Raw genomic sequence first — 15,629 nt, 5'->3', positions numbered from 1 at the left:
TCCAACCCCGGTCAGCTGTTGGTGAGCTTGGCTCCGCACGAGTACGTCGCCGCGGTGACGGCGTCGAGCGCGGGCAGTGCCGCCGCCCGGGAGGACCCGATGGCGTAGAACGCGAACGTCAGCTTGGTGCCGTCGGCGGCGTCGATGTACCCGCCGAGGGTGTTCGCGCTGTCGATCCACCCGGTCTTGGCGTGCACCTTGCCGCGGGCGACGGCGTTCGCGCCCGTGAACCGGCTCGCGAGCGTGCCGGACACCCCGGAGACCGGGAGCGCCTGCGCCAGGGTGCCGAGCCCCTTCGCGCCGGACGCGACCTGCACCATGAGGTGTGCGACGAAGTTCGGCGAGACCGCGTTCGACGCGCTCTCGCCCGAGCCGTCCTTGATCACGATGCCGGTGGGGTTCGTGCCGTAGGTGGCGAGGGCCTTCTGGTAGACGCCCGAGAGCGAGGCCGCCGACCCGTTCGAGCCGGACTCCTTGGACGAGATCCGCGCGAGCATCTCGGCGAGGGTGTTGTCCGAGTTCGGGATCATCTGCCCGATGAGCGTCGTGACCGGCTGCGAGGACACCTGCGCGATGGTGGTCTGGCTGGTGGTCGCACGCTTCACGATGGTGGCGTTGGCGGCGCCGACCACACCGGCGTTGGCGAGCGCCGTCCGGAAGGCCGTGCCGGCACGTCCGACCGGGTCTTCGGACCGGGGCGAGGTCGCAGCGGCGGGGTTCGCGCGGTCGCCGTCGACCATCAGCGCCGTGACCTCGGGCTGGTACCCGATCGTCCGCTCGCTGACGGGCCACGTCGGGTCCCAGGCGTCCGCGTCGTTCCAGTAGGTGTCGTCCGTGACGATGGACTTCACCGGCGTGCTGCCGAGCTTCGCCTTGACCTGCTGGGCGAGCTGGGCGAGGGTCGGCGCCCCCGGGTACACCGTGGCACCGCCGACGGACAGGGTGGCGTCACCGTGTCCGACGATGGCGATCGTGCCGTTGCCCTCGTCGGTGACGGTGGTCGGGATCGTGTGGCTGCCGCCGAGCACGGCCAGCGCGGTCGCCGTCGTGAGGGTCTTCATCACGCTGCCGGTCTGGGCCGCGGTGTCGCCGTTCCGGGAGAAGAGCATCTCCCCGGTGCTGGCGTTCATCACGTAGCCCTCGAACTTGCCGAGGCCCGCGGCCGACGCGGCGCCCGCGATCGAGCACGTGCGGAGCGCGGACGGCCCGGGGGCGTCGGTCGGCACGGCGCGTGCCGGTGCGGTCGCGGAGGGCGTGGCCTCCGGTGTCGCGCTGCGCGTGGCCGTGCTCGACGCACTCGGCGACGCGGCCGCGACGGGTGACTCAGTGGCGGTCGGGGCGGTGGCAGCGGCGACCGCGACCGCTCCCCCGGACCCGAGCACGAGGACGGCTGCGAGGGCGCCGATCGCCCACGGCATCGGCTTGCGCGCGATCGAGCCGCGGATCGCGGTGAACGCGCCGCGGAAGCGGTCGGGGAGGGACGGTTGCGGAGACATCGGAAGCGATCCTACGGAACTGCGGGAGGAGCCTCCAGGCCGGGTTGCCGACTGTGGAACCGCGACCCGCGCTACCGGGCTGTGGAGGAGTCGTCCGCCGCGTACCGGACGCCGACCTGGCGACGGGCCTCGTCCATGGCTGCCATCACCGCGATCGTCTGCGCGATCGGCATCGCACCGCCGGAGCGGTCGCCGGACACGATCATCGACTCGAACGCGCGGACCTCGTGGGCGTAGCCGGCGAGTTCCTCCCGGCTGTCGTACTCCTCGACGACGGCGCCGTCACGGTCGCGGAGCCGCCACGTGGTCGGGGTGTACCAGGTCGCGTCGATGTCGATCCGGCCGTCCTCACCGATGATCGACGCGGTGTTCGGGCTGCGGACGTCGAGCGCGAAGTGCACCGTCGACTGCGTCCCGCCCTCGTGCGTCATCACGATGCCCATCTGCGTGTCGACCCCCTGGTCGCTGAGCGTGCCCGCTGCGGCGACGGCGACCGGCGCACCGAGCACGTCGACCGCGAAGGAGACCGGGTAGACGCCGAGGTCGAGGATCGCCCCGCCGCCGAGCGCCGGGTCGTTCAGCCGGTGCGACGGGTCGCGCGGCAGGTCCTGGTGGTGGGTGGCCTCGACGACGCGGGGCCGACCGATGCGGCCCTCCGCGACGAGTTCGCGGATCATGGTCATCTGCGGGAGGAAGCGCGTCCACATCGCCTCCATCACGGCGACGTCGCGGTGGCGAGCGGCGTCGACGACGCGGCGGGCCTCCGCCGCGGTGATCGTGAACGCCTTCTCCACGAGCACGTGCTTGCCGGCCTCGATCGCGAGCAGGGCGTCGTCCGCGTGCCGCGCGTGCGGCGTCGCGACGTACACCGCGTCGACGTCGGGGTCGGCCACGAGGTCCTCGTAGCTGCCGTGCGCCCGCGGGATGCCGTACTCGGCGGCGAACGACTCGGCGCTCGCCTGCGTCCTGCTGCCGACGGCGACGAACGCGACGCCCGCCGCAGTGCAGTCGCCCACGAAGGAACGCGCGATGCCGCCCGTCCCGATGACTCCCCATCGAACCGTCATGTCCCCTGTCTACCAGCCCGCTCCTCCACAGCACTGCCGCACCGTCGTCTGTCCACATGCAGCGGTTCGCTATGGACTCCACTGCTGATTGCCAGCTAGCGTGCTGCCACGTCCCCCGACCGGGGGTCGCCGCTCCCAGATCAGGAAACCCATGCGCCGACTCGCGTCCACTTCCCGGTTCCTCTCCATCGCCGCCGCTGGCGCGGCCCTCGTCGTGACGTCGACCGTCGTCGGTGCCGCTCCCGCATCGGCACACGGGTGGGGCTCCCCCGGACACGGGCACGACCCGGATGCCGGGCTGACGCCGCGGACCTCGTTCACGATGGCGGCCGACGGCTCCTCCGGCACCACCCAGGGCGGTGAGGGCATCCCGAACATCGACTCCGTGAAGAAGACGATCGCGACGTACTACGGCGACCCGGGCACCGGCATCGCGAACACGACCGACTCCCCCTACATCCGCGAGATGCGGTCCATCGTGGACCGGCAGACGAAGCAGCTGCGGCAGATCCACGACCGTGCCGTGCGGCGCGGGGAGAAGCCGGCGATCGTCCTCGACGCCGACGACACCACCCTGTGGACGTACGACATGGAAGTCGCGGACATGCACTTCGTGTTCGACCCCGCGGAACAGGACGTCTGGGTGCAGGACCAGCGCTTCGCCGCCACCCCGTCCATGGTCGGCTTCGTGAACACCGCGGCGAAGATGGGCTTCACGGTGTTCGGGCTGACCGGCCGGAACGACGACCAGAAGGCCGCCACCGTCGCGAACCTGACCAAGGTCGGGTACCAGGGCTTCACGAGCGCAAACTTCTTCACCAAGTGGACCGGGGTCGGCGCGAGCACGCAGCCGTCCTACATCTCGTGCGCCGCCGCGTCGTGCACCACCGTCGAGTACAAGGCCCTCACGCGCAAGCACATCGAGCAGGACCTCGGCTACGACATCACGCTCAACGTCGGCGACCAGTGGAGCGACCTGCAGGGCGGGTACGCGGACCGGAACCTGAAGCTGCCGAACCCCACGTACTACCTCCCCTCGACGGACCTGCCGGGCGTCTCCGAGCCGTCGCTGTCCCCGCGGACGCACTTCAGCATGGCGGCCGACGGGTCATCGGGTGCGAACCAGGGCGGTGAGGGCATCCCGAACATCGACTCCGTGAAGAAGACGATCTCGACGTACTACGGCGACCCGGGCACCGGCATCGCGAACACGACCGACTCCCCCTACATCCGCGAACTGCGCTCGATCGTGGCACGCCAGGCGCCGGTCATCGCCGCGCAGTGCGCCGTCGGCCGGCACCAGCACCAGAACCCGGCGATCGTGCTCGACGCCGACGACACCACCCTCTGGACCTACGACATGGAGGTCGGCGACATGCACTTCGTGTTCGACACCGCCGAGCAGGACGTCTGGGTGCAGGACCAGCGCTTCCCCGCCACCCCGTCGATGACCTCGCTCGTGTCGATCGCCCAGCGCTCCGGTTGCACCGTCATCGGCCTGACCGGGCGGAACGACGACCAGAAGGCGGCGACCATCGCGAACCTGCAGAAGGTCGGGTACCCGCAGTTCGCCGCGGAACAGCACGGTACGCAGACGTACTACACGAAGTGGACGGGGGTCGGCACGAGCACGCAGCCGTCGTACGTCACCTGCGCCACGGCGAAGTGCACGACGGTCGAGTACAAGTCGCAGACCCGGGCGCACATCGAGTCCCGGAGCGGCGGACACTACGACGTCGTCGCCAACCTGGGCGACCAGTACAGCGACCTGCTCGGCGGCTCAGCGGACCGAGCCGTGAAACTGCCGAACCCGACGTACTACCTGCCCTGAGCAGTCGTAGCGTCGGACGAGACGGGGAGGGCGAGCGCGAGGAGGCGTCAGCAGTGAGTGGTCCAGAGCCGTGGTGGACGGACGCAGTGGTCTACCAGGTCTACCCGAGGAGCTTCGCCGACGGCAACGGCGACGGGGTCGGGGACCTCGCCGGGCTCCGGCAGCACCTCGACCACATCGCTGACCTCGGCGTCGACGTGATCTGGCTCTCCCCCGTCTACCGGTCCCCGCAGGCCGACAACGGGTACGACATCAGCGACTACGAGGACATCGATCCGCTGTTCGGCACGATCGACGAGTTCGACGCGCTGCTCGTCGAGGTGCACCGCCGCGGGATGAAGCTGGTGATGGACCTCGTCGTGAACCACTCGAGCGACCAGCACCCGTGGTTCCGCGCCGCCAAGCTGTCCCGCGCGTGCCCGAAGCACGACTGGTACATCTGGCGGGATCCCGTCGACGGCCACGAGCCGAACGAGTGGCGCGCCGCGTTCGGTGGCCCGGCGTGGAGCTGGGACCCCGGCACCGGGCAGTACTACCTGCACATGTTCACGCCCCAGCAGCCGGACCTGAACTGGGACAACCCGGACCTCCGCGCCGCGGTCTACGCCATGATGAACGGCTGGCTGGACCGCGGTGTGGACGGCTTCAGGATGGACGTCATCAACCACATCGCGAAGGACCCGGCGTCGCTGTCGGACGGCAGCGCCGGTTACGTCATGCAGCCCCGCATCCACGACCACCTGCAGGAGATGCACGAGCGGGTGTTCGCCGGGCGGGACGCGCTCCTCACCGTGGGCGAGATGCCCGGCGTCACCGTGGCGGACGCGGCACTGTTCACCGACCCGGAGCGCCGTGAACTCGACATGGTGTTCCAGTTCGAGCACGTCGGCCTCGACCACGGCCCGGACACGAAGTTCGACAACCGTCCGTTCGACCTGCCGGCGCTCAAGACCTCGCTGGCCCGCTGGCAGACCGGGCTGGCGGAGTCCGGCTGGAACTCGCTCTACCTCGCCAACCACGACCAGCCCCGCCCGGTCTCGCGGTTCGGTGCCGCCGCGGTCGCCGCCGCTGCCGGGTTCGACGCCGATCCGTTCACGCTCCGGTACGAGTCCGCGACCCTGCTCGCCACCGTCCTGCACCTGCACCGCGGCACCCCGTACGTGTACCAGGGCGACGAGATCGGCATGGTGAACGCGGGGTTCGAGCGGATCGAGGACTACCGGGACATCGAGTCGCTGAACTGGTTCCGCGGCGCCGTGGGGCGCGGGACGTCCATCCCGGACGCCCTCGACGCGCTCGCGTTCCGCAGTCGGGACAACGCGCGGACGCCGATCCCCTGGGACGACTCCGCGCCGGCAGGCGGCTTCTCGGCCGTCACCCCGTGGATCGGCATGGGGCAGGGCTGGCCGTCGATCACCGTCGCGGCCGACCGAGCCGCCGGCGACCGCTCGGTGTTCGACCACCACCGTCGGCTGATCGACCTCCGTCACGCGTCCCGGACGGTGCGGCTCGGCGAGTTCGAGCTGCTCGAGCCCGACCACCCGTCGCTCTGGGCGTTCACCCGGACGCTCGTCGACGAGTCCGAACCGCCGCTCGTCGTGGTCGCGAACCTGTCGTCGTCCGTGGTGATGCTGCCCGCCGCGATCGGCAGCCGGCTCGAGACGCTCGTGCTCGGCAACCTCGGCCGACCGGAGGTCGCCGACGAACTCCGGCCGTGGGAAGCCCGCGTGCACGAGTTCGGCCCGGCCTGACACCGCCGCGGGATCTCCATCCAGAGGGGGACGTGCGGCCCCGGCGGGCTGCCGTACCGTGGCCGCCGTGATCGAAGTCGACCATCTCACAAAACGCTACGGTCCGAAGCTCGCCGTCGACGACGTCTCGTTCGTCGTACGGCCGGGCAGCGTGACCGGCTTCCTCGGCCCGAACGGCGCCGGGAAGTCCACCACGATGCGCATGATCATGGGGCTGGACCGGCCGACCGCCGGTCGCGCCACCGTGAACGGGCGCCCCTACCGCGAGTTCCGTGACCCGCTCCGCCAGGTCGGGGCGCTGCTCGAGGCCAAGGCGGTGCACTCCGGACGGAGCGCGTACAACCACCTGCTCTCGCTCGCGGCGACGCACGGCATCCCGAAGTCCCGCGTGCACGAGGTGATCGACATGACCGGGCTGGACTCGGTCGCCCGCAAGCGCGTCGGCGGTTTCTCGCTCGGCATGGGGCAGCGACTCGGGATCGCCGCGGCGCTCCTCGGTGACCCGCGCACCCTCATCCTCGACGAGCCGGTGAACGGGCTCGACCCCGACGGTGTCGTGTGGGTCCGGCAGCTCGCCCGGCGCATGGCCGCCGACGGCCGCACGGTCTTCCTCTCGAGCCACCTGATGAGCGAGATGGCGCAGACCGCCGACCGCGTCGTCGTCCTCGGCCGCGGGCGGGTGCTCGCCGACGCCCCGATCGCGGAGTTCGTCGCCGGAGCCGGCACCGCCGGCGGTGGCGGGTCCCGCGTCGTGGTCCGCACCCCGATGCCGGACCAGCTGTTCGCGGCGATCGGCCCGGCCGCCTCCGCGGTCACCCCGCGTGACGACGGCTCGTTCCTCGTCGTCGGCCCGGACGCGGCCGCCGTCGGGACCATCGCCGCGCAGGCCGGCGTCGTCCTCCACGAGCTCACCCCGGTGGGCGCGAGCCTGGAAGAGGCGTACATGGCCCTCACCCGCGACGACGTCGAGTACCGATCGGAGGGCACCCGATGAGCGCCACCACCGCCACCACCACCCTGCCGGCGAACACCGGCCTGAGCTTCCCCCGCCTCGTCCGGAGCGAGTGGATCAAGCTCCGCAGCATCCGGTCGACGGTCTGGTGCTACGCCATCCTGGTCGTCCTGACCATCGCGATGGCGGTGCTCATCGGCACGTTCGTGAACCAGGACGGTGCCGCGATGCCGACCGACGCCGCGAACGCCACCACGGTGAGCGTCAACACCGCGAGTGTGTCGATCACGGCCCTGGTGGTCGGGGTCCTCGGCGTCCTCATCATCACCGGCGAGTACGGCACCGGACAGGTCCGTTCGACCTTCACGGCCGACCCGGGTCGGATCGGTGTGATCCTCGCGAAGGCGTTCGTGCTCGCGCTGGCGACCTTCGTCGTGAGCGTCGTGTCGACGTGGATCGGTGTGCTGATCGCGACACCACTGCAGGCGGCGAACGGGATCCGCCCGGACCTCGCCGACCCGGCGGTCTTCCTGCCGATCCTCGGCTCCTCGGTCTACGTCACGCTGCTCGCACTCCTCGCCTACGGCACCGGGCTGCTCGTCCGGTCGAGCGCCGGCGGCATCGCGATCACCCTCGGCATCCTCCTGGTGCTGCCCGTCATCCTGTCGATCTTCGCCGGGCTGACCGGTGCGCAGTGGATCGCCGACGTCGGCCGGTTCCTGCCGTCGGATGCCGGCGGACAGCTCTTCACGTACGCCTCGCCGGCCGCCGAGACCGGTGCCACGACGGGGCTCGTGCTGAACGGTTGGGGCGGGTTCGCCGTGCTGGCCGCGGAGGTCGTCGCCGTCGGCGCGGCCGCCATCGCGGTCGCGCGCGCTCGCGACGTCTGAGCACGCCGCGAGGAGCACCACCGGAAGGCGACAGTGGTCGGGAGCGCAGCGCTCGACCACTGTCGCTTTCGTGCACCAGTCCGTGGCCTGGTCGCGACCACCACCGGCCTGGAGGCTCGGGTCGGCCCCGCACCGCGCCTCCCGTCCGGTGGGTCGCCGGACGCCGGACCGGGCTGGCGTCGGAAGGGGCTTGCGGGTGTGACCGAACGGGACGACCATCACCGCATGGACATCGATCCGGACGACCACCGCGCCGCACTCGCACGGGCCCAGGCGCACGCGCTCGCGTGGATCGAGAGCCTCCCCGATCGCCCGGTCGCCCCGTCGCAGGACGTCGACGCGATGACGGCGGCGTTCGGTCGTCCCCTGCCGGACGGCCCGACCGCGGCGGCCGACGTCGTCGACGAGCTCGCGACCCTCGCCGAGCCCGGACTGATGGCGATGCCGTCCGGCCGGTTCTTCGGATGGGTGATCGGCGGGACCCTCCCGGCGTCGATGGCCGCGGACTGGCTCGTCAGCGCGTGGGACCAGAACGCCGCGATGCGGTACCCGACTCCCGCGACCGCCGCCATCGAGGAGGTGGCCGGTGGATGGCTGCTCGACGTGCTCGGGCTGCCGGTGGGCTCGGACGTCGGGTTCACCACGGGGGCGACGATGGCGAACTGGACCGGCCTCGCCGCGGCCCGCGCAGCCGTCCTCGACGCGGTCGGCTGGGACGTCAACGTCGCCGGGCTGATCGGCGCTCCCCCGGTGACGGTGCTCGTCGGCGCGGAACGCCACACCTCGCTCGACCTCGCGCTCCGGTACCTGGGCTTCGGCGCGCCGACGCTCGTGGACGCGGACGACCAGGGCAGGATCCTCGTCCAGGCGCTCCGCGCACACCTGGAGTCAGTGGACGGACCGGTCATCGTGTGTCTCCAGGCCGGCAACCTGCACTCCGGCGCCTTCGACCCGATGCGCGAAGCCGTCGCCGTGGCGCACGACCACGGCGCCTGGGTGCACGTCGACGGAGCGTTCGGGCTGTGGGCCGCTGCGAGCCCCGCCCTGCGGCCGATGCTCGACGGCGTCGAGACGGCGGACTCCTGGGCGACCGACGCCCACAAGACGCTCAACGTGCCGTACGACTGCGGTCTGGCGATCGTCGCGCGGCCGTCGGTCACGCGTGCGGCGCTCGGGACGCAGACGGCCTACCTGATCCGCGACCCCTCCGACGCGTCGGAGCCCTTCGACCTGGTCCCGGAGATGTCCCGCCGCGCCCGCGGGGTGCCGGTGTGGGCGGCGCTCCGACAGCTCGGACGCAGCGGGGTCGTCGACCTGGTGGAGCGGCTCGTGGCGAACGCGCAGGCCCTCGCCGCCGGACTGTCCCGGCTGCCGGGCGTCGCGGTGCTGAACGACGTCGTCTTCACCCAGGTCTGCCTGACGTTCGGGTCCGACGAGCACACCCGGGCCGTCACGCAGGAACTCATCCGGGAGGGCGCGGTCTGGATGTCCGGATCGCATTGGCAGGGCAGGGACGTCCTGCGGATCTCGGTGAGCAACTGGTCCACCGATGACGACGACGTGGCGTTCTCGATCGCCGCGGTCGAGCGGGCGATGGCCGCCGCGACCTGACCACGAGAAAGGGCCCCGATCCGCTTCTGCAAGCGGATCGGGGCCCTTCTTCGTGGAGCCGCCTGTCGGAATCGAACCGACGACCTATTCATTACGAGTGAATCGGTGCCGTAGGCTGGGGGTACTCGGCGAGCGCTGGAATCGGCGTCACTAGCCCGTCAACACCGGTTCCCTCGGGATCCTGGTGGGGGTCTTTCGTCGTTGCTGGGTCAGTAGACGTTGAACTCTGTGACCATGGGTGTGTCGTTGGACCCGCCGACGGTGCATTCGGCGGTGCCGGATGCGGTGGCGTTGTACGCGTTGGTGACGTCTGCTTCGAACTTCACGAAGTAGTGGTCGCCTTGGTTCTCGTCTGCGATGACGCCGAGGAACACGTGTCCCTTCCAGCCGTACGGGAACTGCTGGTCGCCGTACCGATCGCAGGCGGTGAGGGCGTGCGCGGAGTCGAGCCCGGCGGTGGTCACGTCTGGGTCGGCAGTCGGTGACGCTGTCGCAGTGGGCGAGCTCGTAGCGGCCTTCTTCTTCTTCTTGACGGTAAGGGTGATCTTCTTGCCCTCCTTCACCTTCTTGCCAGCCTTCACGCTCTGCTTCGAGACCTTCCAGTTCGATTCGAGGAACACCGGGCCGTCGGCTTTCGGCTTCGCCTTGAGCTTCACCTTGAACCCGAGGTCCTCGAGCTTGTCGCGGGCGTCGTCAGCGGACTGCCCGGTCACCTTGGGCGTCTTCACCTTGTCAGCTGCGTGCGCGGTGGTTGCGCCGCCGAGAACCAGGCTGAGTCCGACGAAGATCGCGATGAGCGCTCGCAGCAGGCCGCGTGCGCGCGCCGGCTGCTGTGTGTACGTGAAGGTCCCCATGCGGCCATCATGCCGGACTGCTGCTGGCGTGCCGACACCCCTGTTCGCGTGGGGCTAGAACAGCCGGAAGCTGAACCCCTTGCCGAGAAGGATCGTCACGTGACCCTTCGAGGAGATCGAGACCGGACCCTTGCGCGCGGACACCGAGACGCCGCGCTGGGTGACGGTGGCGCTGACACCGCGGCCGAGCTTCTTGCTGCGGCGGAACAGAAGGCCCATCAGCGCTGCGCCCCTCGCTCGAGCACGCCGAGCGCCTCGTCGCACAGCCACGTCGCCGTGGACAGCCCGCGGCGCACAGCCACCAGGACTCGCGTCGCCTGGTCGGCGCGCGTCGGTCGGACCAGTTCCCTCGTCTCACTCATCGTCGTCTCCCTCGTGCTTGCTCGCTTCGATCCACGCGTCCAGCGTGCGCCGGGTGACGCGCGCATCCCTCGCGACATAGAACTTCGGGGACCCGTCCCGTACCGCCTCGACTGCGACGGGACGGATCTCCTCGGTGACGCGCTCGAGCTCGTCGAGCAGCTCACCGCGCCGGGTGCCAAGCTCGTGCAGGTCAGCCACGGAGCACCTCCTGCCGGACAGACAGGACGGATACCACGGCCCATCCCGCCCACAGCGCGAGCATGAGCGGCCAGTACCGGCCGGCGGCGACCGACGCGGCCGCCATGATGGCACCCACCGTGGCCGCGGTCTGCGCGGCACGGGTGCGCATGATCTTCTTCATCTCGTCCTCCTCTCTGGGAGGGGCTGCGCGTAGAATCCCGGGAGCGGGACCGGAGGCAATTGTTGTGCCTCCGGTCCCTTCTTCACTTCCGGTGTCGTGCGCTGCGGTTCTGCTTCATCCCCGTGAGCCACTGCGTGACCTGGACGATGAGCGACAGTGCCGCGATCACGACTGCTGCGATTCCAATCGCATCCCCCCTCTCTGTTGTTGTGTTCCCGGTATACACTACTTGCCCGAGAAGTCGACGGAGAATTCTGGCCGCGGAAAAGCGAAAGCCCCCACCGAGAGTCGATGGGGGCCTGCTGATCCCGCTAGCGTCGGCGCAGCGTAAGGATGTTCCACACCGCCAGTGCCGTCGGGATGAAGACCCAGTAAGCGGCACTCCCGTGGCGGGAGATCCCGATCAGCGTCAGGACGATGCACACGACGGATACAAGCAGGAGCGCTGCGCTCAGTAAATTGATGTCGTCGAGCCAGCCGTGGTCACGACGACCGTGCGGGGAGTGCATCTCCGTCATCAGAGCCTCGCTTCGTCCGCCTTGCGTTGGTGATGGACCAGTCTGTGGCAACTCGGCCGTTCGTGATCGTGCGCACTTCGCGGATGGTCACCTGGAAGATGTCGTTCTTGTGGAGGGCGATGCCCTCATCAAGACCGCGCAGGAACTCTTCGTCCTCAATCGTAGCAAGTCGAGTCCCATCAGTGGTGGCCACGCGCCACTTCTGGCCGGGGCGGAAGTCGATGCTCTGCAGGCGCGCTTCGGTCTCGAAGGTTTCGACTTCTTCCTCGACATCGTCGGCTTCGAAGGAGGCATCACGGAAGTCGCTCGGGGTGGCGACGAACTCGGGCTCCGCAGACGACAGCGCCTCCGAGGGCGTGTTCACGTCGCCGCCGCGAAGCTCAAGTACCTCGGCTTCGTTTGCGAGCGGCGCGAGCAGCTTTTGCACGGCCTTGCGCGTCGGGCGCTTCATGGCGTTGATGCGTCGCCAGGCGTCCTTCGGCACCGTGTTGACGCCGCCTCCCTTCCACGTGATGATCATGCCGCCGTCGCTCATCTCCTGGGCAGATTCCATCGGCGTACCCCGCAGGACCTTCACGGCGATCTCGGCAGCCTTGGTGATGACCACGCCCGCACCGCCGCTGAGGGCCGTCGCCACCTCGGGGTTGTCGCTCGCGAACTGCAGGATCGCGTCGATGATGAAGGATCCTTCGCGGACCGGCCGGACCTTCACTTCAGGCGGCATGCCGTCGCCGAACAGACCGTGCTTTGCCATGTCGCTGGTGAACTCGACGATGCCCTGCAGTACTTCAGCTACCTCGGCCGCGTTGAGCGCGTGTACGGAGTTGGAATCGTCAGCGAAACGAAGCTGCATCACGCCGTCGGTGATTTCGCTGTAGTCCGCGGATGCTGGCTCAGCCGTGCTCATAGTGTCCTCTCGCGTGCGACCCCCTGTGGGCACACAACCCTGCGAACATACCCAGTGGTCGGTTCTAGGTTCTATCCCCCGCTCAGGGGTCCGCGGTACGAATCGCGTCTCGCCAGACCCATGCGCAGTCACTCGCCTGCCCGAAGCCCCACTCCACGAGTACCGCGCGCTCCGTATAGGCAATCACCCGGCCCTCCACCTCGAGGATGCGGTCGGGGAACTGCAACCAGGCGAGGACTGGATCGGCCGTGTGAAGGTCGACCTCTGGCCCGCCACGCGCGGCCTCGGGTAGCGAGAACGCTGGCCCGAGCGCCCACCTGTCTCGCCTGCGGCGAGCCATTAGTCCCGCCGCGGCGCGAGCTTGCGCGTGGTGACCGATGTGCGTGGCACCCATGCGCGCTGCAGTCGACCCTGCCAGGCGATCTCGGCGAACACGGCTACGTCGGAGCGGGCGACCGCGAACGCCTTCACCTTGTCGAGCGTGCCGATCTGCTCGAACCGGAGCCGGTCGATCCAGACGGGCTGTGGCGGGTCAACGGACTCGGGGCTGCCGATCTGGTCGAGGGGCAGCGACTCGGCTGCGTAGATCGGGACGTCCTGATGTTCGGGCGGTGCCCACTTGTGCTCGGATACTGCCTCAGAACTGCTCGCCAGGCGAGACCAGCGTGCCGTCCGGCATCTCGACCCATCCGCACGCAGTTCGAGGCACGTCCCGGAACTGAGGTCGCCGCTCTCGGGGCCATCTCGATGATGGGTCGACGCCGATCGTGCACGGCTCGCAGAAGTTCACCGGCTGTGGTTCGTCCAGGATCGGCCCTCCACGGTCGTCGACGCCGAGCACAGTGCGGCCGAGGCCACGCTCGCGGCCACAGGCGGGGCAGGGGTTGGCTTCCATGCCCGCACAGTACGTCGGCCCGCCGACATCCCGCGCCGGCCCTTTCGCGGTTGTGTGTACTGCTGTGTGCACCAAGGCACGAAAAAGCCCCGGCCAAAGCTGCTCAGAGAGCGGACTTGACCGGGGCTTTTCGTGCGGAGCCGCCTGTCGGAATCGAACCGACGACCTATTCATTACGAGTGAATCGCTCTACCGACTGAGCTAAGGCGGCGGACGCTCCGTTCCCGGAGCGGCACGGGACACGACTATACAGGTTCAGACCAGCGAGCGCGAAACGAGCGCGCCGAGCTCGTCGAAGGACCGCTGGAGGTCGTCGACGAGGTGCGATTCGGCCGGTGACTCCGACCACTCCCACCACGCGTGCCGGAGGGTCGCGAGCGACACGAGGGACGCCAGCCGCGCCCGACGACGCAGTGCACGCTCGTCCGTGGCGAGGGTCGGGTCGTCGCGGGTGAGCCGCCGGGCGATGACGTCCTCGAGCTCCGCCTGGAACTCCTTCATCGACGCCATCCGCTGGCTGAACAGCTCCGGGTTGGCGCGGAGGACCTGCTGGCGTTCCTCGATCAGGCCGCGTTCCTCGATCAGTTCCTCGGTCGAGTGCACCAGGAGCGCACCGACGTCGGCGAGGAGGTTCCCCGAGGGACCACCGGCTGCGAAGGCATCGAGCGCGTCGTCGGCCGGCAGCGTCGGGTCGTCCCCGAGGATCGCCTGCTCCTTGCTCGGGAAGTAGTTGAAGAAGGTCCGCGGGGAGATGTCCGCGCGGCGCGAGATCTCGTCCACCGTGACGGCCGCGAGGCCCCCTTCGACCGCGATGCGGAGCGCAGCCTGCTGGATGGCGAGTCGGGTGGCGCGTCGCTTCCGTTCACGCAGGCCGGGTTCTGCATCGGGCATGGGGCGATTGTCGCACGCCGGCCCCGCAGCGCGCCCGGACCGCGTCGCTCAGCGCAGTGCGCGGCGCTGTGCCTGGGCGGCCCTGCTCAGCGCAGTGCGCGGACGATCGTGACGAGCAGCGCTTCGAGGGCGAGCAGTGCGGCGACGTTCGCGGCGATGCGGGTCCGCGCGAGGGCGACTGCGTCCAGCACCTCGAGCGCAGCGGCCGGCGGGACCGACCCGAGCGCCCGGTCGAGGTCGTCCTGCATCGCGAGGTTCACCGGTTCGCCCGGTGCGCCGAGCCCGAGCAGCAGGAGGTCGCGGTAGAGCGAGGAGACGTCGACGAGGATCCGGTCCAGCCCGTCGCGCAGGCTCCTGGTGGCGCGACGCTTCTGGTCCTCTTCCATCGCGCGCAGCTGGGACCGCAGGGCCGGCGGGATCGTGCCGCCCGGTTCGACGCCGAGCGACCGGAGTGCGGCGTCGCGTTCTTCCGAGTCGCGCTCCTGCGTGATCGCCTTGGCGTCTTCGTCGGCAACGGCGAGGAGCTCGGCTGCGGCCGTCACGGCTTCCCCGACGCTCCGGATGCGGAGCACGGTCTGCAGGGTGCGGCGTCGGCGGTCGCGTGCGTCGGAGCTCGTCGCCAGGCGCTGCGCCATGCCGATGTGGCTCTGGGCCTGTCGCGCGGCGTCGGTCGCGAGGGCGCGGTCGACCCCGGTGCGGGCGACGATGAGGTCGGCGACGGACTCGATGCCGGGTACCCGGAGGCGCACCGAACGGACGCGGGACCGGATCGTCGGGAGGAGGTCCGCTTCACTCGGCGCGCACAGGATCCACACCGTGCGCTCCGGCGGTTCCTCGAGCGCCTTGAGCAGCAGGTTCGAGGTGCGCTCGGTCATGCGGTCGGCGTCCTCGATGATCACCACACGCCACCGGCCCACCGACGGTGAGTAGTACGAGGAGGTGACGAGCTGCCGGATCTCGTCGATGGTGATGATGACGCGCTGCGTGGTCAGGACGGAGACGTCGGGGTGGGTGTGCGCGGTGATCTGGCGCAGCGTGTGGTCGTCGTCCGGGCCGGATCCGACGAGGGCCGCGGCGAACGCGGTCGCGACGTTGGAGCGTCCGGATCCGGGCGGTCCGGTGATCAGCCACGAGTGGGTCATCCCGCCGGTGCCGTCCGGTGATTCGGCGGCGTTCCGGAGCGCGGCGACCGCTTCTTCCTGCCCGGTCAGGCCGTCCCACACGCTCACGAGGACATCCTGT

Annotated in this window: 16 protein-coding genes and 2 tRNA genes; 5 read left to right on the top strand and 13 right to left on the bottom strand. The window is 69.9% G+C overall.

Annotated elements, in window-relative coordinates; genetic code table 11:
• Positions 1-11: 11 nt before the first annotated feature.
• Both EDF55_RS16470 and EDF55_RS16465 read right to left on the bottom strand, forming a co-directional pair.
• A complete protein-coding gene (locus tag EDF55_RS16470; protein WP_123656071.1) occupies positions 12-1,496 on the bottom strand; it encodes a D-alanyl-D-alanine carboxypeptidase/D-alanyl-D-alanine-endopeptidase in 1,485 nt (494 codons plus the stop codon).
• Between the two features lie 71 nt (positions 1,497-1,567).
• A complete protein-coding gene (locus EDF55_RS16465) occupies positions 1,568-2,563 on the bottom strand; it encodes a Gfo/Idh/MocA family protein (RefSeq protein WP_123656070.1) in 996 nt (331 codons plus the stop codon).
• A 151-nt stretch (positions 2,564-2,714) separates the two neighbouring features.
• Between EDF55_RS16465 and EDF55_RS16460 the strand changes: the two genes are divergently transcribed.
• From EDF55_RS16460 to EDF55_RS16440, 5 genes are all read left to right on the top strand, one after another.
• Positions 2,715-4,394: an HAD family acid phosphatase gene (locus tag EDF55_RS16460; protein ID WP_123656069.1), complete on the top strand. Its 1,680-nt coding sequence runs from the start codon at positions 2,715-2,717 to the stop codon at positions 4,392-4,394.
• 53 nt (positions 4,395-4,447) lie between these two features.
• On the top strand, positions 4,448-6,145 hold the full coding sequence (locus EDF55_RS16455) for an alpha-glucosidase (protein ID WP_260236091.1): 1,698 nt from the start codon (positions 4,448-4,450) through the stop codon (positions 6,143-6,145).
• Between the two features lie 67 nt (positions 6,146-6,212).
• Positions 6,213-7,139, top strand: coding sequence for an ABC transporter ATP-binding protein (locus EDF55_RS16450; protein WP_123656068.1), 927 nt, complete (start codon positions 6,213-6,215; stop codon positions 7,137-7,139).
• On the top strand, positions 7,136-7,987 hold the full coding sequence (locus tag EDF55_RS16445; RefSeq protein ID WP_123656067.1) for an ABC transporter permease: 852 nt from the start codon (positions 7,136-7,138) through the stop codon (positions 7,985-7,987). The genes EDF55_RS16450 and EDF55_RS16445 overlap by 4 nt, the downstream gene beginning before the upstream one ends.
• Before the next feature lie 225 nt (positions 7,988-8,212).
• On the top strand, positions 8,213-9,598 hold the full coding sequence (locus tag EDF55_RS16440; protein WP_123656066.1) for an aminotransferase class V-fold PLP-dependent enzyme: 1,386 nt from the start codon (positions 8,213-8,215) through the stop codon (positions 9,596-9,598).
• Between the two features lie 53 nt (positions 9,599-9,651).
• On the opposite strand, the gene EDF55_RS16435 is transcribed toward EDF55_RS16440, so the two are convergent.
• The 11 genes from EDF55_RS16435 to EDF55_RS16395 form a co-directional block, all read right to left on the bottom strand.
• Positions 9,652-9,728 (bottom strand) — tRNA-Thr (locus EDF55_RS16435).
• A 79-nt stretch (positions 9,729-9,807) separates the two neighbouring features.
• Positions 9,808-10,452, bottom strand: coding sequence for a PASTA domain-containing protein (locus EDF55_RS16430; protein WP_123656065.1), 645 nt, complete (start codon positions 10,450-10,452; stop codon positions 9,808-9,810).
• A 54-nt stretch (positions 10,453-10,506) separates the two neighbouring features.
• Positions 10,507-10,671, bottom strand: a complete 165-nt coding sequence (locus EDF55_RS16425; protein WP_123656064.1) for a DUF4236 domain-containing protein — start codon at positions 10,669-10,671, stop codon at positions 10,507-10,509.
• Positions 10,671-10,814: a hypothetical protein gene (locus tag EDF55_RS18935; protein WP_185017493.1), complete on the bottom strand. Its 144-nt coding sequence runs from the start codon at positions 10,812-10,814 to the stop codon at positions 10,671-10,673. The genes EDF55_RS16425 and EDF55_RS18935 overlap by 1 nt, the downstream gene beginning before the upstream one ends.
• On the bottom strand, positions 10,807-11,013 hold the full coding sequence (locus EDF55_RS16420) for a hypothetical protein (RefSeq protein ID WP_123656063.1): 207 nt from the start codon (positions 11,011-11,013) through the stop codon (positions 10,807-10,809). The genes EDF55_RS18935 and EDF55_RS16420 overlap by 8 nt, the downstream gene beginning before the upstream one ends.
• Positions 11,006-11,176 carry a hypothetical protein gene (locus tag EDF55_RS18930; protein ID WP_185017491.1) on the bottom strand — a complete coding sequence of 57 codons (171 nt, stop codon included), beginning with the start codon at positions 11,174-11,176 and terminating at the stop codon, positions 11,006-11,008. Before EDF55_RS18930 ends, EDF55_RS16420 begins: the two co-directional genes overlap by 8 nt.
• Before the next feature lie 311 nt (positions 11,177-11,487).
• Complete coding sequence (locus EDF55_RS16415; RefSeq protein ID WP_123656062.1) at positions 11,488-11,694, bottom strand: hypothetical protein; 207 nt, start codon at positions 11,692-11,694, stop codon at positions 11,488-11,490.
• Positions 11,660-12,601 (bottom strand): hypothetical protein, encoded by a 942-nt coding sequence (locus tag EDF55_RS16410; protein WP_123656061.1) that lies wholly within the window; start codon positions 12,599-12,601, stop codon positions 11,660-11,662. Before EDF55_RS16410 ends, EDF55_RS16415 begins: the two co-directional genes overlap by 35 nt.
• Before the next feature lie 1,033 nt (positions 12,602-13,634).
• Positions 13,635-13,707: transfer RNA gene (locus tag EDF55_RS16405), tRNA-Thr, on the bottom strand.
• Positions 13,708-13,751: 44 nt separating this feature from the next.
• The gene (locus tag EDF55_RS16400; protein ID WP_123656060.1) at positions 13,752-14,387 is read right to left on the bottom strand and encodes a TetR/AcrR family transcriptional regulator; all 636 of its coding nucleotides are present in this window, start codon (positions 14,385-14,387) and stop codon (positions 13,752-13,754) included.
• 86 nt (positions 14,388-14,473) lie between these two features.
• The gene (locus EDF55_RS16395; RefSeq protein ID WP_123656059.1) at positions 14,474-15,616 is read right to left on the bottom strand and encodes a DNA polymerase III subunit delta'; all 1,143 of its coding nucleotides are present in this window, start codon (positions 15,614-15,616) and stop codon (positions 14,474-14,476) included.
• Between the last annotated feature and the right edge of the window lie 13 nt (positions 15,617-15,629).

The sequence above is a fragment of the Curtobacterium sp. ZW137 genome, assembly GCF_003762905.1.
GTDB lineage: Bacteria > Actinomycetota > Actinomycetes > Actinomycetales > Microbacteriaceae > Curtobacterium.
This window is presented reverse-complemented; position numbering and strand designations above follow the sequence as displayed.